General features: G+C 55.7%; 33 protein-coding genes. All 33 read left to right on the forward strand.

The window, feature by feature from the left end; genetic code table 11:
* Nucleotides 1-30 precede the first annotated feature (30 nt).
* The 33 genes from ACN0XZ_RS17460 to ACN0XZ_RS17620 all read left to right on the forward strand — a co-directional run bounded on the left by ACN0XZ_RS17460 (nt 31) and on the right by ACN0XZ_RS17620 (nt 15,701).
* A complete protein-coding gene (locus tag ACN0XZ_RS17460; RefSeq protein ID WP_417459092.1) occupies nt 31-297 on the forward strand; it encodes a hypothetical protein in 267 nt (88 codons plus the stop codon).
* Nucleotides 298-1,200, forward strand: coding sequence for a hypothetical protein (locus tag ACN0XZ_RS17465; protein ID WP_417459093.1), 903 nt, complete (start codon nt 298-300; stop codon nt 1,198-1,200). It abuts the gene before it with no gap.
* Nucleotides 1,197-2,042 carry a DNA adenine methylase gene (locus ACN0XZ_RS17470; protein WP_417459094.1) on the forward strand — a complete coding sequence of 282 codons (846 nt, stop codon included), beginning with the start codon at nt 1,197-1,199 and terminating at the stop codon, nt 2,040-2,042. The genes ACN0XZ_RS17465 and ACN0XZ_RS17470 overlap by 4 nt, the downstream gene beginning before the upstream one ends.
* A complete protein-coding gene (locus ACN0XZ_RS17475; RefSeq protein ID WP_417459095.1) occupies nt 2,042-2,485 on the forward strand; it encodes a hypothetical protein in 444 nt (147 codons plus the stop codon). Before ACN0XZ_RS17470 ends, ACN0XZ_RS17475 begins: the two co-directional genes overlap by 1 nt.
* Nucleotides 2,482-2,787: a hypothetical protein gene (locus ACN0XZ_RS17480; protein WP_417459096.1), complete on the forward strand. Its 306-nt coding sequence runs from the start codon at nt 2,482-2,484 to the stop codon at nt 2,785-2,787. The genes ACN0XZ_RS17475 and ACN0XZ_RS17480 overlap by 4 nt, the downstream gene beginning before the upstream one ends.
* Nucleotides 2,774-3,061 carry a hypothetical protein gene (locus ACN0XZ_RS17485; RefSeq protein WP_417459098.1) on the forward strand — a complete coding sequence of 96 codons (288 nt, stop codon included), beginning with the start codon at nt 2,774-2,776 and terminating at the stop codon, nt 3,059-3,061. The genes ACN0XZ_RS17480 and ACN0XZ_RS17485 overlap by 14 nt, the downstream gene beginning before the upstream one ends.
* Nucleotides 3,061-3,237, forward strand: coding sequence for a DUF5522 domain-containing protein (locus tag ACN0XZ_RS17490; RefSeq protein ID WP_417459099.1), 177 nt, complete (start codon nt 3,061-3,063; stop codon nt 3,235-3,237). The genes ACN0XZ_RS17485 and ACN0XZ_RS17490 overlap by 1 nt, the downstream gene beginning before the upstream one ends.
* Nucleotides 3,168-4,079, forward strand: coding sequence for a hypothetical protein (locus tag ACN0XZ_RS17495; protein ID WP_417459100.1), 912 nt, complete (start codon nt 3,168-3,170; stop codon nt 4,077-4,079). The genes ACN0XZ_RS17490 and ACN0XZ_RS17495 overlap by 70 nt, the downstream gene beginning before the upstream one ends.
* Nucleotides 4,076-4,324 carry a hypothetical protein gene (locus ACN0XZ_RS17500; protein WP_417459101.1) on the forward strand — a complete coding sequence of 83 codons (249 nt, stop codon included), beginning with the start codon at nt 4,076-4,078 and terminating at the stop codon, nt 4,322-4,324. Before ACN0XZ_RS17495 ends, ACN0XZ_RS17500 begins: the two co-directional genes overlap by 4 nt.
* 142 nt (nt 4,325-4,466) lie before the next feature.
* Entirely contained in the window at nt 4,467-4,748 is a 282-nt protein-coding gene (locus tag ACN0XZ_RS17505; RefSeq protein ID WP_417459102.1) for a hypothetical protein, read from the forward strand.
* 12 nt (nt 4,749-4,760) lie between these two features.
* A complete protein-coding gene (locus tag ACN0XZ_RS17510) occupies nt 4,761-5,030 on the forward strand; it encodes a hypothetical protein (protein ID WP_417459103.1) in 270 nt (89 codons plus the stop codon).
* Nucleotides 5,030-5,428, forward strand: coding sequence for a hypothetical protein (locus ACN0XZ_RS17515; RefSeq protein WP_417459104.1), 399 nt, complete (start codon nt 5,030-5,032; stop codon nt 5,426-5,428). Before ACN0XZ_RS17510 ends, ACN0XZ_RS17515 begins: the two co-directional genes overlap by 1 nt.
* Entirely contained in the window at nt 5,425-5,709 is a 285-nt protein-coding gene (locus ACN0XZ_RS17520) for a hypothetical protein (RefSeq protein ID WP_417459105.1), read from the forward strand. The genes ACN0XZ_RS17515 and ACN0XZ_RS17520 overlap by 4 nt, the downstream gene beginning before the upstream one ends.
* Nucleotides 5,696-5,938, forward strand: coding sequence for a hypothetical protein (locus ACN0XZ_RS17525; protein ID WP_417459106.1), 243 nt, complete (start codon nt 5,696-5,698; stop codon nt 5,936-5,938). The genes ACN0XZ_RS17520 and ACN0XZ_RS17525 overlap by 14 nt, the downstream gene beginning before the upstream one ends.
* Nucleotides 5,939-6,036: 98 nt before the next feature.
* Entirely contained in the window at nt 6,037-6,315 is a 279-nt protein-coding gene (locus tag ACN0XZ_RS17530) for a hypothetical protein (RefSeq protein ID WP_417459107.1), read from the forward strand.
* A 138-nt stretch (nt 6,316-6,453) separates the two neighbouring features.
* Nucleotides 6,454-6,747: a hypothetical protein gene (locus ACN0XZ_RS17535; protein ID WP_417459108.1), complete on the forward strand. Its 294-nt coding sequence runs from the start codon at nt 6,454-6,456 to the stop codon at nt 6,745-6,747.
* Complete coding sequence (locus ACN0XZ_RS17540; RefSeq protein ID WP_417459109.1) at nt 6,744-6,965, forward strand: hypothetical protein; 222 nt, start codon at nt 6,744-6,746, stop codon at nt 6,963-6,965. The genes ACN0XZ_RS17535 and ACN0XZ_RS17540 overlap by 4 nt, the downstream gene beginning before the upstream one ends.
* A gap of 70 nt (nt 6,966-7,035) precedes the next feature.
* A complete protein-coding gene (locus tag ACN0XZ_RS17545) occupies nt 7,036-7,998 on the forward strand; it encodes a hypothetical protein (protein ID WP_417459110.1) in 963 nt (320 codons plus the stop codon).
* Nucleotides 7,991-8,389: a hypothetical protein gene (locus ACN0XZ_RS17550; protein WP_417459111.1), complete on the forward strand. Its 399-nt coding sequence runs from the start codon at nt 7,991-7,993 to the stop codon at nt 8,387-8,389. Before ACN0XZ_RS17545 ends, ACN0XZ_RS17550 begins: the two co-directional genes overlap by 8 nt.
* Nucleotides 8,386-8,541, forward strand: coding sequence for a hypothetical protein (locus ACN0XZ_RS17555; protein WP_417459112.1), 156 nt, complete (start codon nt 8,386-8,388; stop codon nt 8,539-8,541). Before ACN0XZ_RS17550 ends, ACN0XZ_RS17555 begins: the two co-directional genes overlap by 4 nt.
* The gene (locus ACN0XZ_RS17560) at nt 8,538-8,873 is read left to right on the forward strand and encodes a hypothetical protein (RefSeq protein ID WP_417459113.1); all 336 of its coding nucleotides are present in this window, start codon (nt 8,538-8,540) and stop codon (nt 8,871-8,873) included. The genes ACN0XZ_RS17555 and ACN0XZ_RS17560 overlap by 4 nt, the downstream gene beginning before the upstream one ends.
* Nucleotides 8,873-9,094: a hypothetical protein gene (locus ACN0XZ_RS17565; protein WP_417459114.1), complete on the forward strand. Its 222-nt coding sequence runs from the start codon at nt 8,873-8,875 to the stop codon at nt 9,092-9,094. The genes ACN0XZ_RS17560 and ACN0XZ_RS17565 overlap by 1 nt, the downstream gene beginning before the upstream one ends.
* A complete protein-coding gene (locus ACN0XZ_RS17570; RefSeq protein ID WP_417459115.1) occupies nt 9,087-9,320 on the forward strand; it encodes a hypothetical protein in 234 nt (77 codons plus the stop codon). Before ACN0XZ_RS17565 ends, ACN0XZ_RS17570 begins: the two co-directional genes overlap by 8 nt.
* Nucleotides 9,317-9,523 (forward strand): hypothetical protein, encoded by a 207-nt coding sequence (locus ACN0XZ_RS17575; RefSeq protein ID WP_417459116.1) that lies wholly within the window; start codon nt 9,317-9,319, stop codon nt 9,521-9,523. Before ACN0XZ_RS17570 ends, ACN0XZ_RS17575 begins: the two co-directional genes overlap by 4 nt.
* Nucleotides 9,520-9,885 carry a hypothetical protein gene (locus tag ACN0XZ_RS17580; protein ID WP_417459117.1) on the forward strand — a complete coding sequence of 122 codons (366 nt, stop codon included), beginning with the start codon at nt 9,520-9,522 and terminating at the stop codon, nt 9,883-9,885. The genes ACN0XZ_RS17575 and ACN0XZ_RS17580 overlap by 4 nt, the downstream gene beginning before the upstream one ends.
* Nucleotides 9,882-10,433, forward strand: a complete 552-nt coding sequence (locus ACN0XZ_RS17585) for a hypothetical protein (RefSeq protein WP_417459118.1) — start codon at nt 9,882-9,884, stop codon at nt 10,431-10,433. The genes ACN0XZ_RS17580 and ACN0XZ_RS17585 overlap by 4 nt, the downstream gene beginning before the upstream one ends.
* A 61-nt stretch (nt 10,434-10,494) precedes the next feature.
* A complete protein-coding gene (locus ACN0XZ_RS17590) occupies nt 10,495-10,830 on the forward strand; it encodes a hypothetical protein (protein WP_417459119.1) in 336 nt (111 codons plus the stop codon).
* 33 nt (nt 10,831-10,863) lie between these two features.
* Nucleotides 10,864-12,837 carry a hypothetical protein gene (locus ACN0XZ_RS17595; RefSeq protein ID WP_417459120.1) on the forward strand — a complete coding sequence of 658 codons (1,974 nt, stop codon included), beginning with the start codon at nt 10,864-10,866 and terminating at the stop codon, nt 12,835-12,837.
* Nucleotides 12,819-13,052, forward strand: coding sequence for a hypothetical protein (locus ACN0XZ_RS17600; protein ID WP_417459121.1), 234 nt, complete (start codon nt 12,819-12,821; stop codon nt 13,050-13,052). Before ACN0XZ_RS17595 ends, ACN0XZ_RS17600 begins: the two co-directional genes overlap by 19 nt.
* Nucleotides 13,049-13,501: a hypothetical protein gene (locus ACN0XZ_RS17605; protein ID WP_417459122.1), complete on the forward strand. Its 453-nt coding sequence runs from the start codon at nt 13,049-13,051 to the stop codon at nt 13,499-13,501. The genes ACN0XZ_RS17600 and ACN0XZ_RS17605 overlap by 4 nt, the downstream gene beginning before the upstream one ends.
* Nucleotides 13,501-13,764 (forward strand): hypothetical protein, encoded by a 264-nt coding sequence (locus tag ACN0XZ_RS17610; RefSeq protein ID WP_417459123.1) that lies wholly within the window; start codon nt 13,501-13,503, stop codon nt 13,762-13,764. The genes ACN0XZ_RS17605 and ACN0XZ_RS17610 overlap by 1 nt, the downstream gene beginning before the upstream one ends.
* Nucleotides 13,751-14,188 carry a hypothetical protein gene (locus tag ACN0XZ_RS17615; RefSeq protein WP_417459124.1) on the forward strand — a complete coding sequence of 146 codons (438 nt, stop codon included), beginning with the start codon at nt 13,751-13,753 and terminating at the stop codon, nt 14,186-14,188. The genes ACN0XZ_RS17610 and ACN0XZ_RS17615 overlap by 14 nt, the downstream gene beginning before the upstream one ends.
* 1 nt (nt 14,189) lies before the next feature.
* Nucleotides 14,190-15,701, forward strand: coding sequence for a phage portal protein (locus tag ACN0XZ_RS17620; RefSeq protein ID WP_417459125.1), 1,512 nt, complete (start codon nt 14,190-14,192; stop codon nt 15,699-15,701).
* Nucleotides 15,702-15,765 lie beyond the last annotated feature (64 nt).

Raw genomic sequence — 15,765 nt, forward strand, 5'->3', positions numbered from 1 at the left:
TTTTTGAGTCAGAAAGGAAAGGCGAAAGTGATGGATGGGAATAGAACGGGGCTTCCGCAGGTCGACAGGTGGGCTGTGGTACGCAAAGAGCATTCTACGTGCTTGGCGTTCATTCAGTGGCTTGATGATGAGTACGGCGTTCGGCTGGACTATGACCACTGCAAGCCGGTTAAGCCATGTTCGCTTGAGTTGTCTGCTGTCGCCGACCGGTTCTTTGGGATCGATCGAAAGAAGTTGGGTGACGAGCGGCAGTTGTTGCAGGATCGGTATTTTGAGATGGCAAGGAAAGGCGAATAGATGGCATTTCGAGAAGTGACGGTGCCGGTGACGGTTAGTTTGCCCGAGGGCGTGGAGCCAACCGGAGAATACCGCATTCCGGTTGCGTCGGATCATGGGTGGGTGAACTGCACCGACCCACGCAACATGATTGCCCCGTACAGCGTGGAGGTTAATTGTGGAACGCTGCCCAGAACGCCGCGACTGATCGTGAAGCGTGCAGCACCGAAGCAACCACGTCTAAAATGGCCGTCGTTTGTGCCGCAAGGATGGTGGATTGCGGTGACGGCTAAGGGGTTGTGGCATGCGTGGCCAATTGAGCCTTTCGAGCACGTCGATGGCTGTTTCTCGGACGGCATGTTCCATTCAGACGTAATTCGCCTTTCCAATCTGACCTTCGACCGCCCCGCCCTCCCCGAAAACCACCCGCCATACAAATGGGCCGGGCCGGAGGTTCCGGGGTGTGATTTGGATTTGTTGGAAGATGACCCGTTTCAGTTGGAAAGGTTGAAGCGGGCGGGTGAGCGGTTGCGGTCGTATGACTGCGAGGAACCGCATGTCGGTGCCGCATTGGCCGATGCCGTTAAGTATTTCTCCGGTCGCCTGGATGAGAGCGACGAAGTTGTTCGCGGTGACGGCAACCCGTTGCATGAGCCGGTCGAAAAAGAACCCGAGTGGCCGTGGTTTATCGATCGGCGGTGCTGCATTGTCGGCAAGTCGTATGAAACCAGAGAGATGCTGGTGATGAACGGCGACCCAGGCGAGAAGATGGCTGACGGGAGGTGGAATGCGGACGTGGTGCACTCGACTATCGTCACGTACAACGCCACGATGTTGGATCACGAGACCGTTCATCGCATCCACACCGGCGAAAAATGGCTAGGCCCCGATTGCATCCATGCAACTAAGGAGCCGCCCCAATGAAAACCATCCTAAAATACCACGGCGGCAAATCCTACCTTGCCCCTGAATACGCCCCGATCATCCGCCGTGCTTTGTTCCGTGCGGGCGATTCGCCGCGTTACATCGAACGTTTCGCGGGCGGGCTGTCGATGCTTTTTCATCTTCCCGGTGAAGGCGTCGCGGAGTTTGCAGGCGACGCGAACGGGGATCTAGCCAACTTCTGGCGGATCTTGGCGGATGACACAGCGTTTCGGATCTTTGAACGGAAAGTAAATTGTGTTCCGTTTGGCGATGCTGCCTTTGAAGCCGCGTTGAAATCGATCGGCGACGCCGACCGGTCACCGGTCCAGCGTGCCGTCGACTTCTTCGTGATTGCGAGGCAAAGCCGTCAAGGTCTTTGCAAAAGCTTCGCTACGCCCACTTGTCGGCTGCGACGCGGAATCAATGAAAACGTGTCGGCGTGGCTGGCTGCGGTGGAGCGGCTACCCGAAGTGCATGATCGGCTGCGAACGGTTGAGGTCCGGCAAGGTCATTTTCGCGAATTGATGAAGCTTGATTCGCCGTCGGCGGTGTTCTTCGATGATCCGACGTATGTTAAGTCGACGCGAACGGCGAAGGAAGCCTACGGCGAATTCGAGATGAGTTTGAAAGACCATGAGGAATTGCTTCATGGGTATGTGGGGATGCAAGGGACGTTCTTTCTTTGTGGTTACGACAATGAGCTTTATCGGCGATATGAGTCAGATCATGGTTGGTATCGCCGCGAATTCCCGAGGCCCAATAGTTCCAGTTCTAAACGGGATGATGAGGGGCGGAAGGAAATTAAAGTTGAGGTGCTTTGGTCGAATCGGAGGTTTGATTGATGGATGGTGCATTGAAGGCGAAGCCATGTCCGTGGTGCAATGTTCCTGTCTCTGTCACTGTCGATAAGTCGGAACGGAAGCGGCACGTAACGGTCGGATGCCAGAATTACGACTGCTGCGTTAACGCGTACATCGACGGTCTGGTCGGAATTTCCGACACGGGTACTGGTAGCGAATCTGAACTAGAGTTCGTTACGGTCGTCGCGTCTGCTGATGGCGTGGAGACTGCTGTTGCGGAATTGGCAGAATCGTTGGTTGATAAATGGAACGCCATGCACGAACCCGCCAGCGTCTATCCCGACATCCAAACTGCCCTTGATTCGATCGATCCTGAGTTGGGCGAAGATTTCCGCAAGCGTCGCCGAAATGCTTGGCATCGTTTGCGCCGCTGGTGGTGGATTCGGCGGGCGGTGAAGCGTTCGCTAAAAGGAGGCTCGCAATGAGATCGTATTTTGATTGCGTTATGCTTACTTTGGTTTTCGGTTCTATCGTTTACGTGAGTTGCTTCACCGAATCGCCAGCAAGTCGCCACTCCCGCGAAAGAGAAGCGGAGAGCCTGGATGGTGACTTGCAATCGATCGTCGGCAAGGAAGTGGTCGCGGTAAGCGGACCTGAAAAGCCGATCACCGTATTTTTCGACGACGGCACGCGGTTGAGTTTGTTCACTGCGGAGAGTTCGGTTGGCGTGACGGTTCGGCGACCTGGAAGAGATAGCAAAGACGGGGCTGCTGATGACGATTTTTAACTGCCACTGGTGCGGCGGCGAAGCCAAGCCCGCGTGGGGATCTGACGTTGGCAGCAAACGCGTGTGGGTATCGCTGGAGTGCGACAATCCCAATTGCCGCGAAGGTCCGACAGTCAAAGCGTTCGTTGACGAATTTGGTGGAACTGCCCCGGCGGCTACAGTCAACATTATGACGGCATGGGATCTGAGGATGATGGACGCCTCAGATGTGAAAGTTCACCGCAGGGCGAGTGACTGGCTGAAGCAGTGCATCGCGAACGACGGGGTTCGCTAATGCCACCCCTAACAAAAGAATTCCTGCTGTCACGCGGGCGGTGCTGCGGGAATGGATGTGTTAACTGCCCATACGAAGAAACATCAACGCGAAAGGATTCCTCTGAATGTCAACCGAAGCAAAACGCACCCGCTACCAAACCGGCGAAACCGTCACCGTTCACCGGTCAGAGCTAAAAAACGCCGTCTACAACCCACGGCGAATCAAGCCCCACGCCCGTAACAAACTCAAGGCGAGCCTGAAGCGTTTTAAGTTGGCAGGTCCGCTGCTGTGGAACCGTACGACGGGCAACATCGTCGGCGGTCATCAACGCGTTAGCCTGATCGACGAATTGGAGGGAACCGACGATTACAGCATCGACGTAACCGCCGTTGAATTGTCGGAAACCGAAGAGATGGCGTTGAACATCCAGCTCAACAACCCGAATTCGCAGGGCGAGTTCGATGATGAGAGGTTGGGCGAAGTCGCCGCCATGATTATCGACGCGGACTTTAACATCGAGGCTACCGGATTCACGACGAATGACCTTGTGAATATCTGCGGTGAAGAATTGTTCGCCGACGGGATCATCGGCGACCAGATCGCGGCGGAAACCGAAGACGTGGATTTAATGCATGAGATCCGCGAAGTGAGTAAGTTTACCGCCGATCCTAAGCCCGCCGTCGCACGCGGACCTGTGGCTACCGACGGGCGGGAAGATGAGTTCGATGACGACGAAGCGGACGACACGCCGCATGGTCGCTATCAAGCCAGCGAAGAACACGTCGCCACCGAAGGGACCAGCGACGAGTGGAAGGATTACGACTTCAAGGCCCGCCGCCGCGACGCTGCGGAGCGGCGTAATGAAGACGAATCGCTAGAGCCGATCGTTACGCTCGTGTTTGAGAGTGGCGAGCAGGCCCACGCGTTCGAGCGACACGTCGGACTTGAGGTGGGCAAAGCTGCCTACGATGTTTTCGAGATTGAGGCGGCGTTTGGCGTGAAGCTGGTGCGGATTGACGGGGAGAACGACGAATGAGCGGCATGAAAGAAAAGGCGGCAACTGCGATGGGTGTTGCTATAGGAATCGCCATCGTCACTCTTCCGATCGCGTTGATTGTCGGCGTATTCATCGCCGCCGATCCGATCGAACGCGCCGCCGCGATCATCGCAGCGGGGATTGCGTTACATGGCGTTTGCAGTGTCGTCGCTGAAGGAGTGCGGGCCAAAGAGTCGGAGACGTCGCGGCGTATGGAGTGGGTGTCGAAGTCGCGGTGTAATTAGCAGCATGGCTAATGCATCGAGCGTTGCAATAAAAGTTTTACGATTCTGTGGTGATGGTGCTTGACGGCGGGCGTTAGGGAGTGTAAAGTTTGGTTATCGCAGCAAGCGACAAGGAAGAAAGCACCACAAGGGGAACGAGACGATGACGACCACAACCCGCAGCCACAAAGAAATCACTGCCCACATCCGCAAGCGACTCAAAGCCGCTGGTATTAAGGCGAAGTGCAAGATGTCATCGTACTGCGGCAACGGTACGGTGATGGTTGCAGTTCCTACTTTCGACGCACGTTTCACGAGCGAACAGATTCGCGAGTTTGTTACCGCTGCCAAAGTGAATGGGATGACGGGGTGCCGTGGCATTGAATTGGATATCGAACACGAAGCGGGGCTGACGGGGAAAATTCAGTGGAACTTCTACCTGTAAGGGAGCAGTGCAATGACAATCTGGAAATACGAACTAGAAATCACCGACCTGCAACGGGTCGCGATGCCCAAGGGTGCGAAGATCTTGAGCGTCGGCAAGCAAGGTGCGTATGCCTGCCTGTGGGCGATGGTCGACGAAAACGAGGATGCGACAGAAGAACGTTGCATCGAGATCGTTGGAACGGGAAACCCGATGCATCGAAGCATGGGGTTCGCTCGCAGGTTCATCGGCACCGTCGTGATGACGCCGTTTGTTTGGCATGTTTTTGAGAGGGTGAATTAATGAGTTTTTCCAGCAGAGTCGAAATCGGTTCCCTGGTCGGCGAAGTGCTTACGCATGTCGATGCAGACGAGAACGGCGAAGAAATCCTTTTGACCACTGCATCTGGCCGCCAGATCACGATTCACCACGACCAGGATTGCTGCGAGCACGTGCGAATTGAGGGCACTGACGGAAGTTGGCACGAACTTATCGGCAAGGTGATTGTCGATGCAACGAAGGATGAACGAGAGTTTGGTGATCCGCCTCCCGCGTTTCCTGACTCATGGACTCGCACGGATCTTACCTTTCGTGTCGACGGGGCGACTGTCGTTAGCCGGTGGATCGGCGAATCGAATGGGTATTATTCCGAGTCTGTTGACATTGACGAGATTGCGTCAACATCGAAGGCGAATCAATGAACCACAAAGTGTACATGTGGGGCCACGTCGCCAATCCGCTGCGTGAAGCCCTGCAAGCCATCACTGGCGAGATTCCGCCGGTTGAGTTGTGCCCCGATGGTGCCTATTCGTGTAAAGATCTTACTGGCCAGCAAATAATGGATCTGCAAGACTGGTGCAGTTCAAAAGCGAATCCACCGTGGGCGACGGGTCTGTGGGTGCTTGAAGCCGCCGAACGCTGCGTGAGCGGGGCGGTGGAGAGTGTGAATATACCGGGGAAGGACAAACATGACAGAGCATAAACCAAGAATCGAAATTATCGTAGGTGAAGTGATTCCAAACGGTCAGCAGTGGTTGAAGCTTTGCGTCAACGGTCGGCTGACAGACCTGATTATGCACGTCGACCCTAAGAATTTAGCTACTGCACAACAACAGTTAGAGCATGTCGCAAGCCAAATGTACCAGTGGGGTTTTTTTGACGGCGCACGTGATGCAAAGGTCAAGGTTAGGTCCGCGCTGGATATTCAATAACACAAGAATCACCGGGCGGCGAGTGTTCGCTGTCCACTGCCAGCGGATCTTGCCACTGATCCGTTGCGTTTCTTTGTTCTGTGGCACTGGATTCGATCATGTCGAAGATACCGACCATTGAAGAAAACCCCGCTGGATTGCATCAGCGTTACACGGTCAGCAAGAACAGCGGTGAAGAAACCGACCCCCACGCAACGTACTTTGTGTTGCGGCTTGATGGCGGCGGGCGAAACATGCACCACACCAGGGCATGCCGGGCCGCAGCGGAAGCGTATGTCGCTCACATCAAGCGGGCGGGGCTGGCGGCAGAAACCTTGCAGCCAGTGGCAGACGACCTTGCGAAGATGCTCAAAGACTATGAACACTTCGGAGGGTGAGCGAATCACGGCACGCCGACCAATGACACGACGGCGCGGTCTAGGATCGACCGATATGGTATCCCAACAGGCGATATGCAGTGTGCCCGATACGGTGCGAGGCCGGTTTAACATTACGTCTTTTGAAAGGCAGGGGCAATGAAAGTTCGGATTGAGTTTAGTGAGCCGGAAGAGGATCAAGGCATGGAATCCCCGTACAAAATCGTGGAATTCACTGCGGAACACGCTGACTGCATCGAGGGGTGGTCCGATGCGATTGACAGCATCGTGCGACTGTCAGCGTTCGACGGCAAGGCGATATGTCTGAACGCGTTATTTTATGAGGATGTGGCAGGCATTGGCAGTGGCGAATGGATCGACCGTCACCGGGACAACTTGCGAGACCTTCGCGATTCGCTAACACGGTTGCTTGACGAGGCCGGAACAGAATGAACAACGCCACTGCCACCATCCTAGCAACGCTGCACGAAGTCGCCGATGCGTTGGATCGTGGCTATCGAGTGTTCTGTGAATGGGGCGGCAAGCACCCGATGATGACGATGCCGGGTGAAGTGATCCGAATTGAGGGCGACCGCGTGTTGTTTCGCCACTGGGGCGATTGCTGGTGCCGGGTTGGCGATGCGTGGATTAGGCTGGTGGTGTACGGGTAGTTCCTCAACTTGACAAATGCAACGCCCATTGCAATAGTAAGGCAAGCAAAAACCACGGAAGGATTCCACTGTGCCCCAAAAGCGACCGCCCGCAGCGAAGCGATGGCTACATTTTGACGCGGAAGAACAGCCGTTACGCATCCCGTCTAATTTTCGCGGCACGCGTGAAGAGTTTGCGTCGCTGGTCCACGCCTTAGAGCCTCACCATTGTAGTTACCCGACCGGTTCGCCGATCGATTCGCAGACGGGGAAGCCTTGCCGTCGCTGCGGTGAAGGGTCCGGCAAATACTGCATTGAGCATTCAAGTGCTGACGTATTGAGTGCGTTGTTCGCGAGGAACATCAACCACGGGCTGGCAAACCGCATCCGGTCGGCGAATTCAGCCGCCGACAAATGGTCGCTCGATGCTGAAATCTCGTTCGTGCTTGCCCGGTTGTCGATCTTGGTTGAACAACTCAACACAGGTGAGAGCGGGCATCTATGGCGAACGTTGCAAGACAAGTGCGAGCGATCACAGGCACTCAAGAATGACTTCGTGAAAGCCAAGCAGGCAGGCGACAACGCCGCGATGGGTGCGGCGTTGCAGGGCATGTTCACCGTTATGCAGGACATCGCGGAGATCGTCACCGAAGGGGAGAACGATCGGAATCAATGGGATGAGATATGCGAGATGCTCGACCGGTCGGTTAACTACAAAGCCGCCGACGCAAAAAATCACCGCGATCGTAATTTGATGATATCCGCCGAACACGCAATCAGCATGTATTTGCAGTTGGCGGAACAGGCACGCGAAGCGATCCCGACGCAGGCCGGGCGGATTGAGTTTGCCCAGTGGGTCGCAGAAAAGTTAAAGGTATTTGGGCCGACGGTAAATCGCCAGCACGTCGCGGCGATCGAGCGGGCGCAACGCGAAGCGAACAACGCCGCGATGAATGCGGGGGATATGGCGATCGACAGCGGTGCAGTGTCCGCGTTGTCGAGTTTGGAAGAACAGATCGAAAAAGGGCGAAGGAGCGATAAAAGCGATGAGTGATACAAAGGGAAAAGGCGAGGTTGTCATGGCAGCCGCCGACTGCCAGATGGTCTACATGCTGTACATCCAGTACGGCACGATGCTGACCGCGTGGAAGAACCACCGTGGCGAAGAGTTGAAGCCGCCGACGTGGGTTGTGAACACTCACGAGGAACTTGTGAGGCTGCGAGGCACGATGCAGGCGGTGATCGATAAGCAGGCTCGGATTGAACTGATTACGTCCAGGGAAGAACCGTTGTCTGAGATCCGTGCACCGCAGGCGATGCTTAGCCGTATCTCGGATCTTGCGCAGTGGACCTTGGAGCGGTGGCATGAGTTGAACGGTACGGAATGCCCGCCTAAGTCGCGGTGGTATCGACCGGCGGCTGAGGAAGAGGGGGCGATTCAATGAGCGAACAAAAAGAAATACGCGTAACGCTCACTGATGAGCAAAGGCAGAAATTACGAGACGCGATTGAGTTGGGCTACCGTAGTTCGGTTGTTGTTGAGTTCGAGCAAGTACCTACGTCTGGCCCACCTAGCGAACTGGAGTTCAAGAAATGATCCGCACCAACACCGCGATCTTTATCTCCATCATCGCCCTAAACGTCGGCTACGTCGCTGGCGTGTTCATGTCGAAGCCCGCCGAACAAACAGCCGCCGAAACAGTCGAGGTCCGCCAGGCGTTCGCATCGGTCGACGCTTCGCCGATTACAAAGTTGCTTTCGCAAAACGAATCGCTGCGAGTGGAAACCGAGCGAAGCCGACAGACGTTGGAGTTTGCAATCGCTGAGATCCAGTCGATACGTGCGGAGCGGGATTTGATGGCGTCGGAAGTGCGGTTCTACGAGAGCGAGTGGGAGCGGACGGATGAGTTTTTGTCGGGAGGTGGGTGATGAGCAACTATTTCGGCAAGGCGGTGAACCCAGCAACCGGCGAATACGAGAACGCCGAATTCCTTGACGATCATTTTGGTCGTCATCGGTACGGCGTTCGGTTTGCGGATGGGAAGGTTTGGCGGTGGTGGGAAGTGTTCTTCCGAGAGCGGAAAGTCGGGAAGGAATGGGAAGCTCGTGAGGCGAAGAAAAGAGAAATGAAAGGCGGGAAAGATGTCTGAATTGGAAGGGCTTCATGCTGCAATAGGCGTTCTTTGTGCGGTGTTGGTTTTTTTGCCTCTAGCCTCAGTGTTGGTAATCACAAGGTTGCTGGCGTTGAACGCAACATTGGGCGAGCGAGTGGCAGAACTTGCCGACAAACTGGAATTGGCAGAGGCAGAACTGGCTGGACTAAGGCGGTTGTCGAGGGAAAGGTTTGAGTCATCGAAAACTAAAGGTGAGCAATGATTGATCTAGCAATAACCGTCGCCGTAGCCCTGTCGGTGGTGTGCGTCGTTCATGGCGTGTTTGTTGCGGTGCTTGGGTGTCGTGTTGCGAGGCTGAGTCGGGAGCGTGATGAAGCCCAAGATGTTGCGAATGGCATGCATGGGTTGTGTGTCGAAGCAATTGACGCTCTTGATGAAGTTATCGAGCGTGGAGCCACCAAATGAACAGCGAACAAATAGCCGTCATGTTGATAGTAGCTCCGGTAGCGGGTGCGGCGGTGCTGACAGCGTTGACGATCTACAGGGGCCATCGGAACGAGGCGTTGGCCAAGCAGATCGAAGACTTAACGGAGCGGCTCGAATCAGACTGCCTTGCGGTGGCCATGGCTTCAGTCCCTAGAGGTTACGACGTCACATTCAGAACCTCCAGTGACGGCGGTTATGACGTTGAAGTCTCGTGTGGTTCGCATCCCATTCCGTGCGGACACGAACGGGATGCCATGGCCGCTGCGATGGCGTGCGTCATGGCCATCCGCGAACATCAAGACGGCGAAACGAATAAGTACATAGAGGAACCTGCCGAATGACCGCCGAAACCTACCGCACCGCCTGCTTTATTCTCGAATTCACATTCTTCGCCGCCGTCGCGTTCTTCGCGTGGCGAACGTCGCGGATGAGCAATGACTGGCGGACACGACTGAAAGATGCGGAAGATGAGGCACGGCGATGTAAAACGCTGCTGCGGTTGCGGGGCGAAGTTGGCGACGAACTCGACAAGTTGCAGAGGTTCAAGAGATACGTTCACTTGCGGTTGGATAGCGAGGGCGTGCCAGCAGAGCCCGGAAACGATAGCGAGTGCCGAGTTGGTGCCAGGCTGGATTGGGTTTTCGAGCGATTCGAGCCCGACGCCAATGTTCTGCGAACGGGGCGGGTGATCTGCGATGCGATCGAGGTGCTTCCATACGACTGCATCGAAGTTAAAGGCGGGGTCATCGCTGCCGGTCTTGCTGATGATTCTGGTGGTCCGGTGTTTACTGTGTCACTGGATGCCTACCTCAGTGCTATCGAGGATGTCATGGGCGAAGCGAAATCCGCTGCTAATGAAGACACAGCAGATGATCCAAGCCCCTTCTAAATGTCCCACACCTGCGTAGGTGTGGTAGTTTCATCAGTGATAGCCCGATTGGAGTTTTGTTATGTTGGTAGTTGATGCTTGGCACATTGCCGCTTTGTTAATCGTTGTGGTCGTCGTCGCTTTCGTGACGGCATCTGCCATCACGGCAATGGTTCGCTCGAATGCGAAGATCGTTTTGCGAAGCGGCTATTCCGTTGGCGATCCGCTGAGGGAACTGTCTTTGAGGGGCCTGCCTGAAGGGTACAGGGTGTTTGCAACGGTCGGCCCCGGTCCAGTCGACGCGTGGATGCAGTGCCCCGACGACAGCACTTACCACGTCCAGTGCGGCAGTGTCGATGATTGTGCTCGTGATTGCTATCGGATGGCGGATGTTATCGCAGGAGCCAAAACCCTCTAAATGTCCCACGCCGCCCACCAAACGATCGAAGGATTGATCGACGACAAATTCACCCCGCTGGTAGACCGGCTGGGCGAAGTTGTCATTGGTTCGGTGCTGGGCACTTTGGGCGGACCTTCCGATGAAGAGGCCGAAGTAGAAGAGGCACGTCAGAAGTGTCGTGCGGGTAACCCGTTTCCGCTGATCGCGTTGCAGTGGCCGTTTCTGATTATCGATGATCCCGAGACCGCCAAGTTTTTTGATGGTGAGATCGGCAGCAAAGACAACCCGTGTTTACGACTCGACTGGTGGCAACGGCTGGCAATCCAAGGGTTCTTTGATCCCACGGTTAGCGAGATCTTTTTTAAGGGCGCGACGGGTACAGGCAAGGGCTTCACGTCGTCGCTGATTGCGTGCTTGGCGTTCGACGTTCACCGGGAATGCAAGATCCACGTTACAAGCGTGCGGTTAGATCACGTTCGCAGTTTCCTCTTTGCTGAGATCCGCAAAAACTTTGACTTAATGAAATACCCTGCTGGAGCGAGCGTTTCGACTACGCATATTCAGCAGACCAACACGCGGTACATATCGATCTTGCAGCCGGACAAGAACGGCAACGGTGAATCGTTCTCCGGTGCACACAGCGACTTTACGGTCTTCTTTTTTGATGAGTCGTCTGGCGTTCCGTCGCACTTCTACAACAACTGCCTAAACAACTGCCGCAAAGTGGTCTGCTTGTCGAATCCGCGAACGAAGCAAGGTTTCTTTTACGACGCCTACGCCGCACTTGAACCGAAGCACGGCCACCGCAACGCTACCGATGTTGTGCCGGGGCGGAACGGTCGGCGGCTGCTAATGACCATCGGCGGCATGGATTGCGCCAACACAAAATATCGTCGGTTGCGTTCGCCAGTGGGGCCGAAGGGCGGAATCGAGATCGACGGGCAATTTTTTGACCACGGGGAACCGCTGCCTGATGAGATTTTCAAGCAGGTAAGTCCGCTGATTCCAAACCAGATTGACCTGGGCCGATACCTCGCTATCTCATCCGGCGATGGTGTCGACCATCCGCTGTTAATTCCGTGTTTTGCTGACGGCATTTTTCCCGAGGAAGATCCTGAGTTCCAAGCGATCTTTTCCGCTTGGGTCCAGGCTCACACCGTCGCCGCTGGGGCAGCAATCGCCGTCGATTCGTTCGGCCTGGATGTTGCCCGCAGCTTGAACGGTGACAGCAGTGTTTTAACGCCGGGCAGCCGGTTCGGTTCACCACGGCAACACGAGTTCAAGTTTTCAACTTATCCCGAGATCGCCAACGAAGTGCTACGGATCGCCAAAGACGATTACGCGATCGATCTAAAGCAAGGCGTCAACCCGGTCTGCATCGACTACACAGGCGGCTACGGCGCAGGTGTTGGGGATTGGTTGCGACGCTGCAACGTGTGGGTAATTGAATTCTGCGCCAGTGGTCGCGCCGTCTCGCTGCCTCATGTTTATATCAATCGGCGGGCGGAAGTTTATTGTTTACTAGGCGAGCGGCTGAAGCCGGGGGGCGTATTCGGCGGCAAGCGTTTCGCAATACCAGACGACCCCGAGTTGCGGGAAGAACTAACGACGCCGCTGAAGATCCCAGACAAGCAAGTTGTTAGGTGGCAGTTGCAGAGCAAAGATGAGATTAAGAAGATAATCAAGCGATCGCCAGACAAAGGCGATTCGTTTACGTGCATGTTCGCGGCGGTCTGCGAACTTGCTCAATGGAATTCAATCTTTGCTCAGATGCGAAGTCTTGACGGTGCGGTGCTTACGGATAGCCAGCAAGACGCACTGAAGGAACTGCATCCGATCGATAGAGCGTTCGGCAACCACGAACCGCAGGTCATCGAAGGTCCGCAGCAACCAGAACAGGCGAAACATCCTTTGGATGTAGAAGTTGACTTCGATTCGTACATCGAAGGATTGATGAGTTCGGCGGCTACACCGCCAAGATCGGAATATGAAGGGAGCGATGAAGAATGGTTAGTGGATCGGTAGGCGAAACGTTGGCGGTTGAACTGCCGGTGCATGGAACGTGGAGAGCCCCGGAGGATAAGCCAGTGGAAGGGGAACCTGTACTGGCGTTGGTTCACTACCGCCGTCGGGATTTCGTCGCAGAGGTCCGCTATCGTGGCGGGCATTGGTACATGGCCGACCAGATCGTTCGGTGCTATGAGTGGCTCCCTATCCGCCAAGCGGAGCCCATCAAGTGAAATACAACGTCATCTACACCAAGCCAAGCGAAACAGCGTTCTGCGTCGGCAGCGTCGAAGCGGACAGCCAAGGCGACGCAGTAACGGCGGCGGGCACAGAGTACGGCGATTCGCAGGTGATTGCCGTGTCACCTGCCAATGATCGCTACGTCGATTTTATCCTAATGGTGCTGTCGCAGATTTGGCCGCAATTGTCGGCGTGGCCAATGTGCGGCTGCGATTCGATCATGCTCGACACGGTGGTGACGATCGGACGTTTGCTTGGGAAGGACTGCCCTGCGGACGTGGCGGCAAAGCGGAACGACGAAGATCGAGCCGATGGAATGAACGCGATCGTGTCGCGTTTAGAGAGTGACCCGAAGTGGCAAGCGAAGATCGGGGCAAGGCTTCATGGGGCCTTGGTTGAGGATTTGCGGGAGATGGTGGCGAAGGAGACGGAGGTGAATTAATGGAACGTATTGAGTTAAGGATGGCTTATCAGTGGACGTGCCAGTGCGGGGCGGTCAATGTCGTTCTGCCGGAGGTGCCGGACCTTTGCGACGACGACTTGGAATCGATCTATCGCGAACTCCATGAATTGGAGCCGTGGCAAGAGATGCCAGAAGACTGGTGGAAGTTCGGCGTCGCGTGTTCGCCGGAATATGTTACGTGCGAGAAGTGCGATGTTCAGTTCTCGACATACGAGGAAGGCGAACTAGATGAAAACCTCTAACGCAGAGAAGCGATATCACAGGCGAACACGCTGGGCAGTGCGGACATTGCAACACCTAGGCCGCTGGGCCTCTGTTGCTGCGACCCGGCTGCAACGCCATGAAGACACGCGGCGGCTGTCGTTGGCGGTCAAGAAACATGAAGACGTGGCCTACGAAAAGGACATGCTGATCGGGTCTCTCAAGACAGAGATCGCAGCGTTAGAAGCCGCCGAAGTGAAGGCGTCGGAACATGCGGCGAAACAGAAACTTGAGATCGAACTTTTACAGGATCAGGTTAGGCATTTGACGCTGATTGTCGATCGCGATCGAAATCGTATAGAAGCGGAATCGTCGATCTATGCTACACTCAAGACCGGGCACGGGGGCCAAATGAAAGCGTCGGACTTGGCGACGCTGAAGGATCGAGCAATTTACGGGGCATAGGATGTCTTTCTTTAATTCGCAGTTAGCCGAAGCACGGGGCCGCACTGACAACTTCGCGTCGGCAGTCAAGGCAATGAGCGTCGGCGAATCCATCGCCGCGTCGACGCAGCTTTCCGGCCTTGCCGGTTCGGCATCGTCGATGAATCGCTACCGGACCTACAAACAATACAAGGCGTATCGCGAGCGTGCGTATGCGGCGATCCGGCCATTGGTTGCGAGGATTGCGAGGCAGGGGTTTCGCGTTGGCATCGAGCCAAAACGAGGTCGCAACACCAGCAGCGAGATGATGACGAAGTGCCTTGGTCGTCAACTTGGTCTGAATCTAGCTGCGTCGTCGGATGCCAACGAATCGCGGCTGTTTGTGAAGGGTTCGGAACGCAAGTTCGCGAGGAACCATGCGCCCGAGCATATCAAGAAGTCATTCGATACACGCGGGCTTGAGGTGCTGAACTGGCATCCGTTCAACGATTGGATCGATTCGCCGAACTCCTACATGCAACGGAACCACCTGATCGGAAGCTTGGCGGCAAGCAACTTTCTAACCGGGTTCTCGCTCACTTTCGTTGAGTTGGCTGGAAAGCAGTTAGGTTCTGGCATGATGGACCTGACCGACACCCGGCCAACGTTCTCTTACTTCCCGTCGCACTGGTGCGAGCCGGTTCATTCGCCGGGGCCGTTCTCAAAATGGGCTGTCCGCCCACGGCAGGGTGGTGAATCGCACACGATCGATTCGAGCGAGTTGATCTACTGCTACATGGAAGATCCAGAAGATCCGCTGGGCGTGCTTGCGCCGCTGCAAGCCAATTCGCTGGCTGTGGCGACTAGCGGCAAGATCGCCGACGCCCATTATCACTCGTTGGAGAACATGATTCGTCCAGGCTACGCGATCATCGCTGGCGACCTGCCGATGCCGGGCGGTGGCTCGCAGCAGATGACAATGACGCCGGACCAGCGGAACCAACTTGTCGCGGCTGTCAAAGCGGTCCACGCTGGCGTCTACAAACATGGTGAGCCGATCATCTTCGACGCGTTGGTAAAGAGCATCGAAGACATTTCCAAGACGCCCAAAGACCTGGACTTCCAGAACGGCGAAGAAATCTCAAGCAGCCACATCCGCGAAGGCGTCGGCACCAATGAGGTGGTTAGCGGACAGGTACAAAACGCCAACCGCGCCGGGGCGACGGTGGCCCACGAAGTCGTCTTTGACATGACCGTCAATCCTCAGATTCAACTGATCGGAAGTGCGTTTGACAAGTTCTTTAGCCCACTGCTGTCGACGGAGGAATACACCGTCAAGATCTGGCTAGAAGAGGCGGTAGCGAACGATTCGGAGATGAGGGCACGGCGTGCGCAAGTCTTTGGCGACGATATGACGGGCCGCGAACGCCGCCACTACTTGGCGACGGGCGAGATTGACTTAGACCCCGAAGTCGAAGGCAGCGACACGCTGCGGGGTGATGAGAAGCGACAGGCCGCTGAGGCGAATGCTAGGCGTGCGGCGGGGGCTGTCTAGCTTGATGCTCGTCACAGTACCGCGAACCAATTACGCACGGCTTGCGGCAATGGTTGGGGCCGAA

Source organism: Kordiimonas sp. (assembly GCF_048264555.1).
Lineage (GTDB): Bacteria > Pseudomonadota > Alphaproteobacteria > Sphingomonadales > Kordiimonadaceae > Kordiimonas.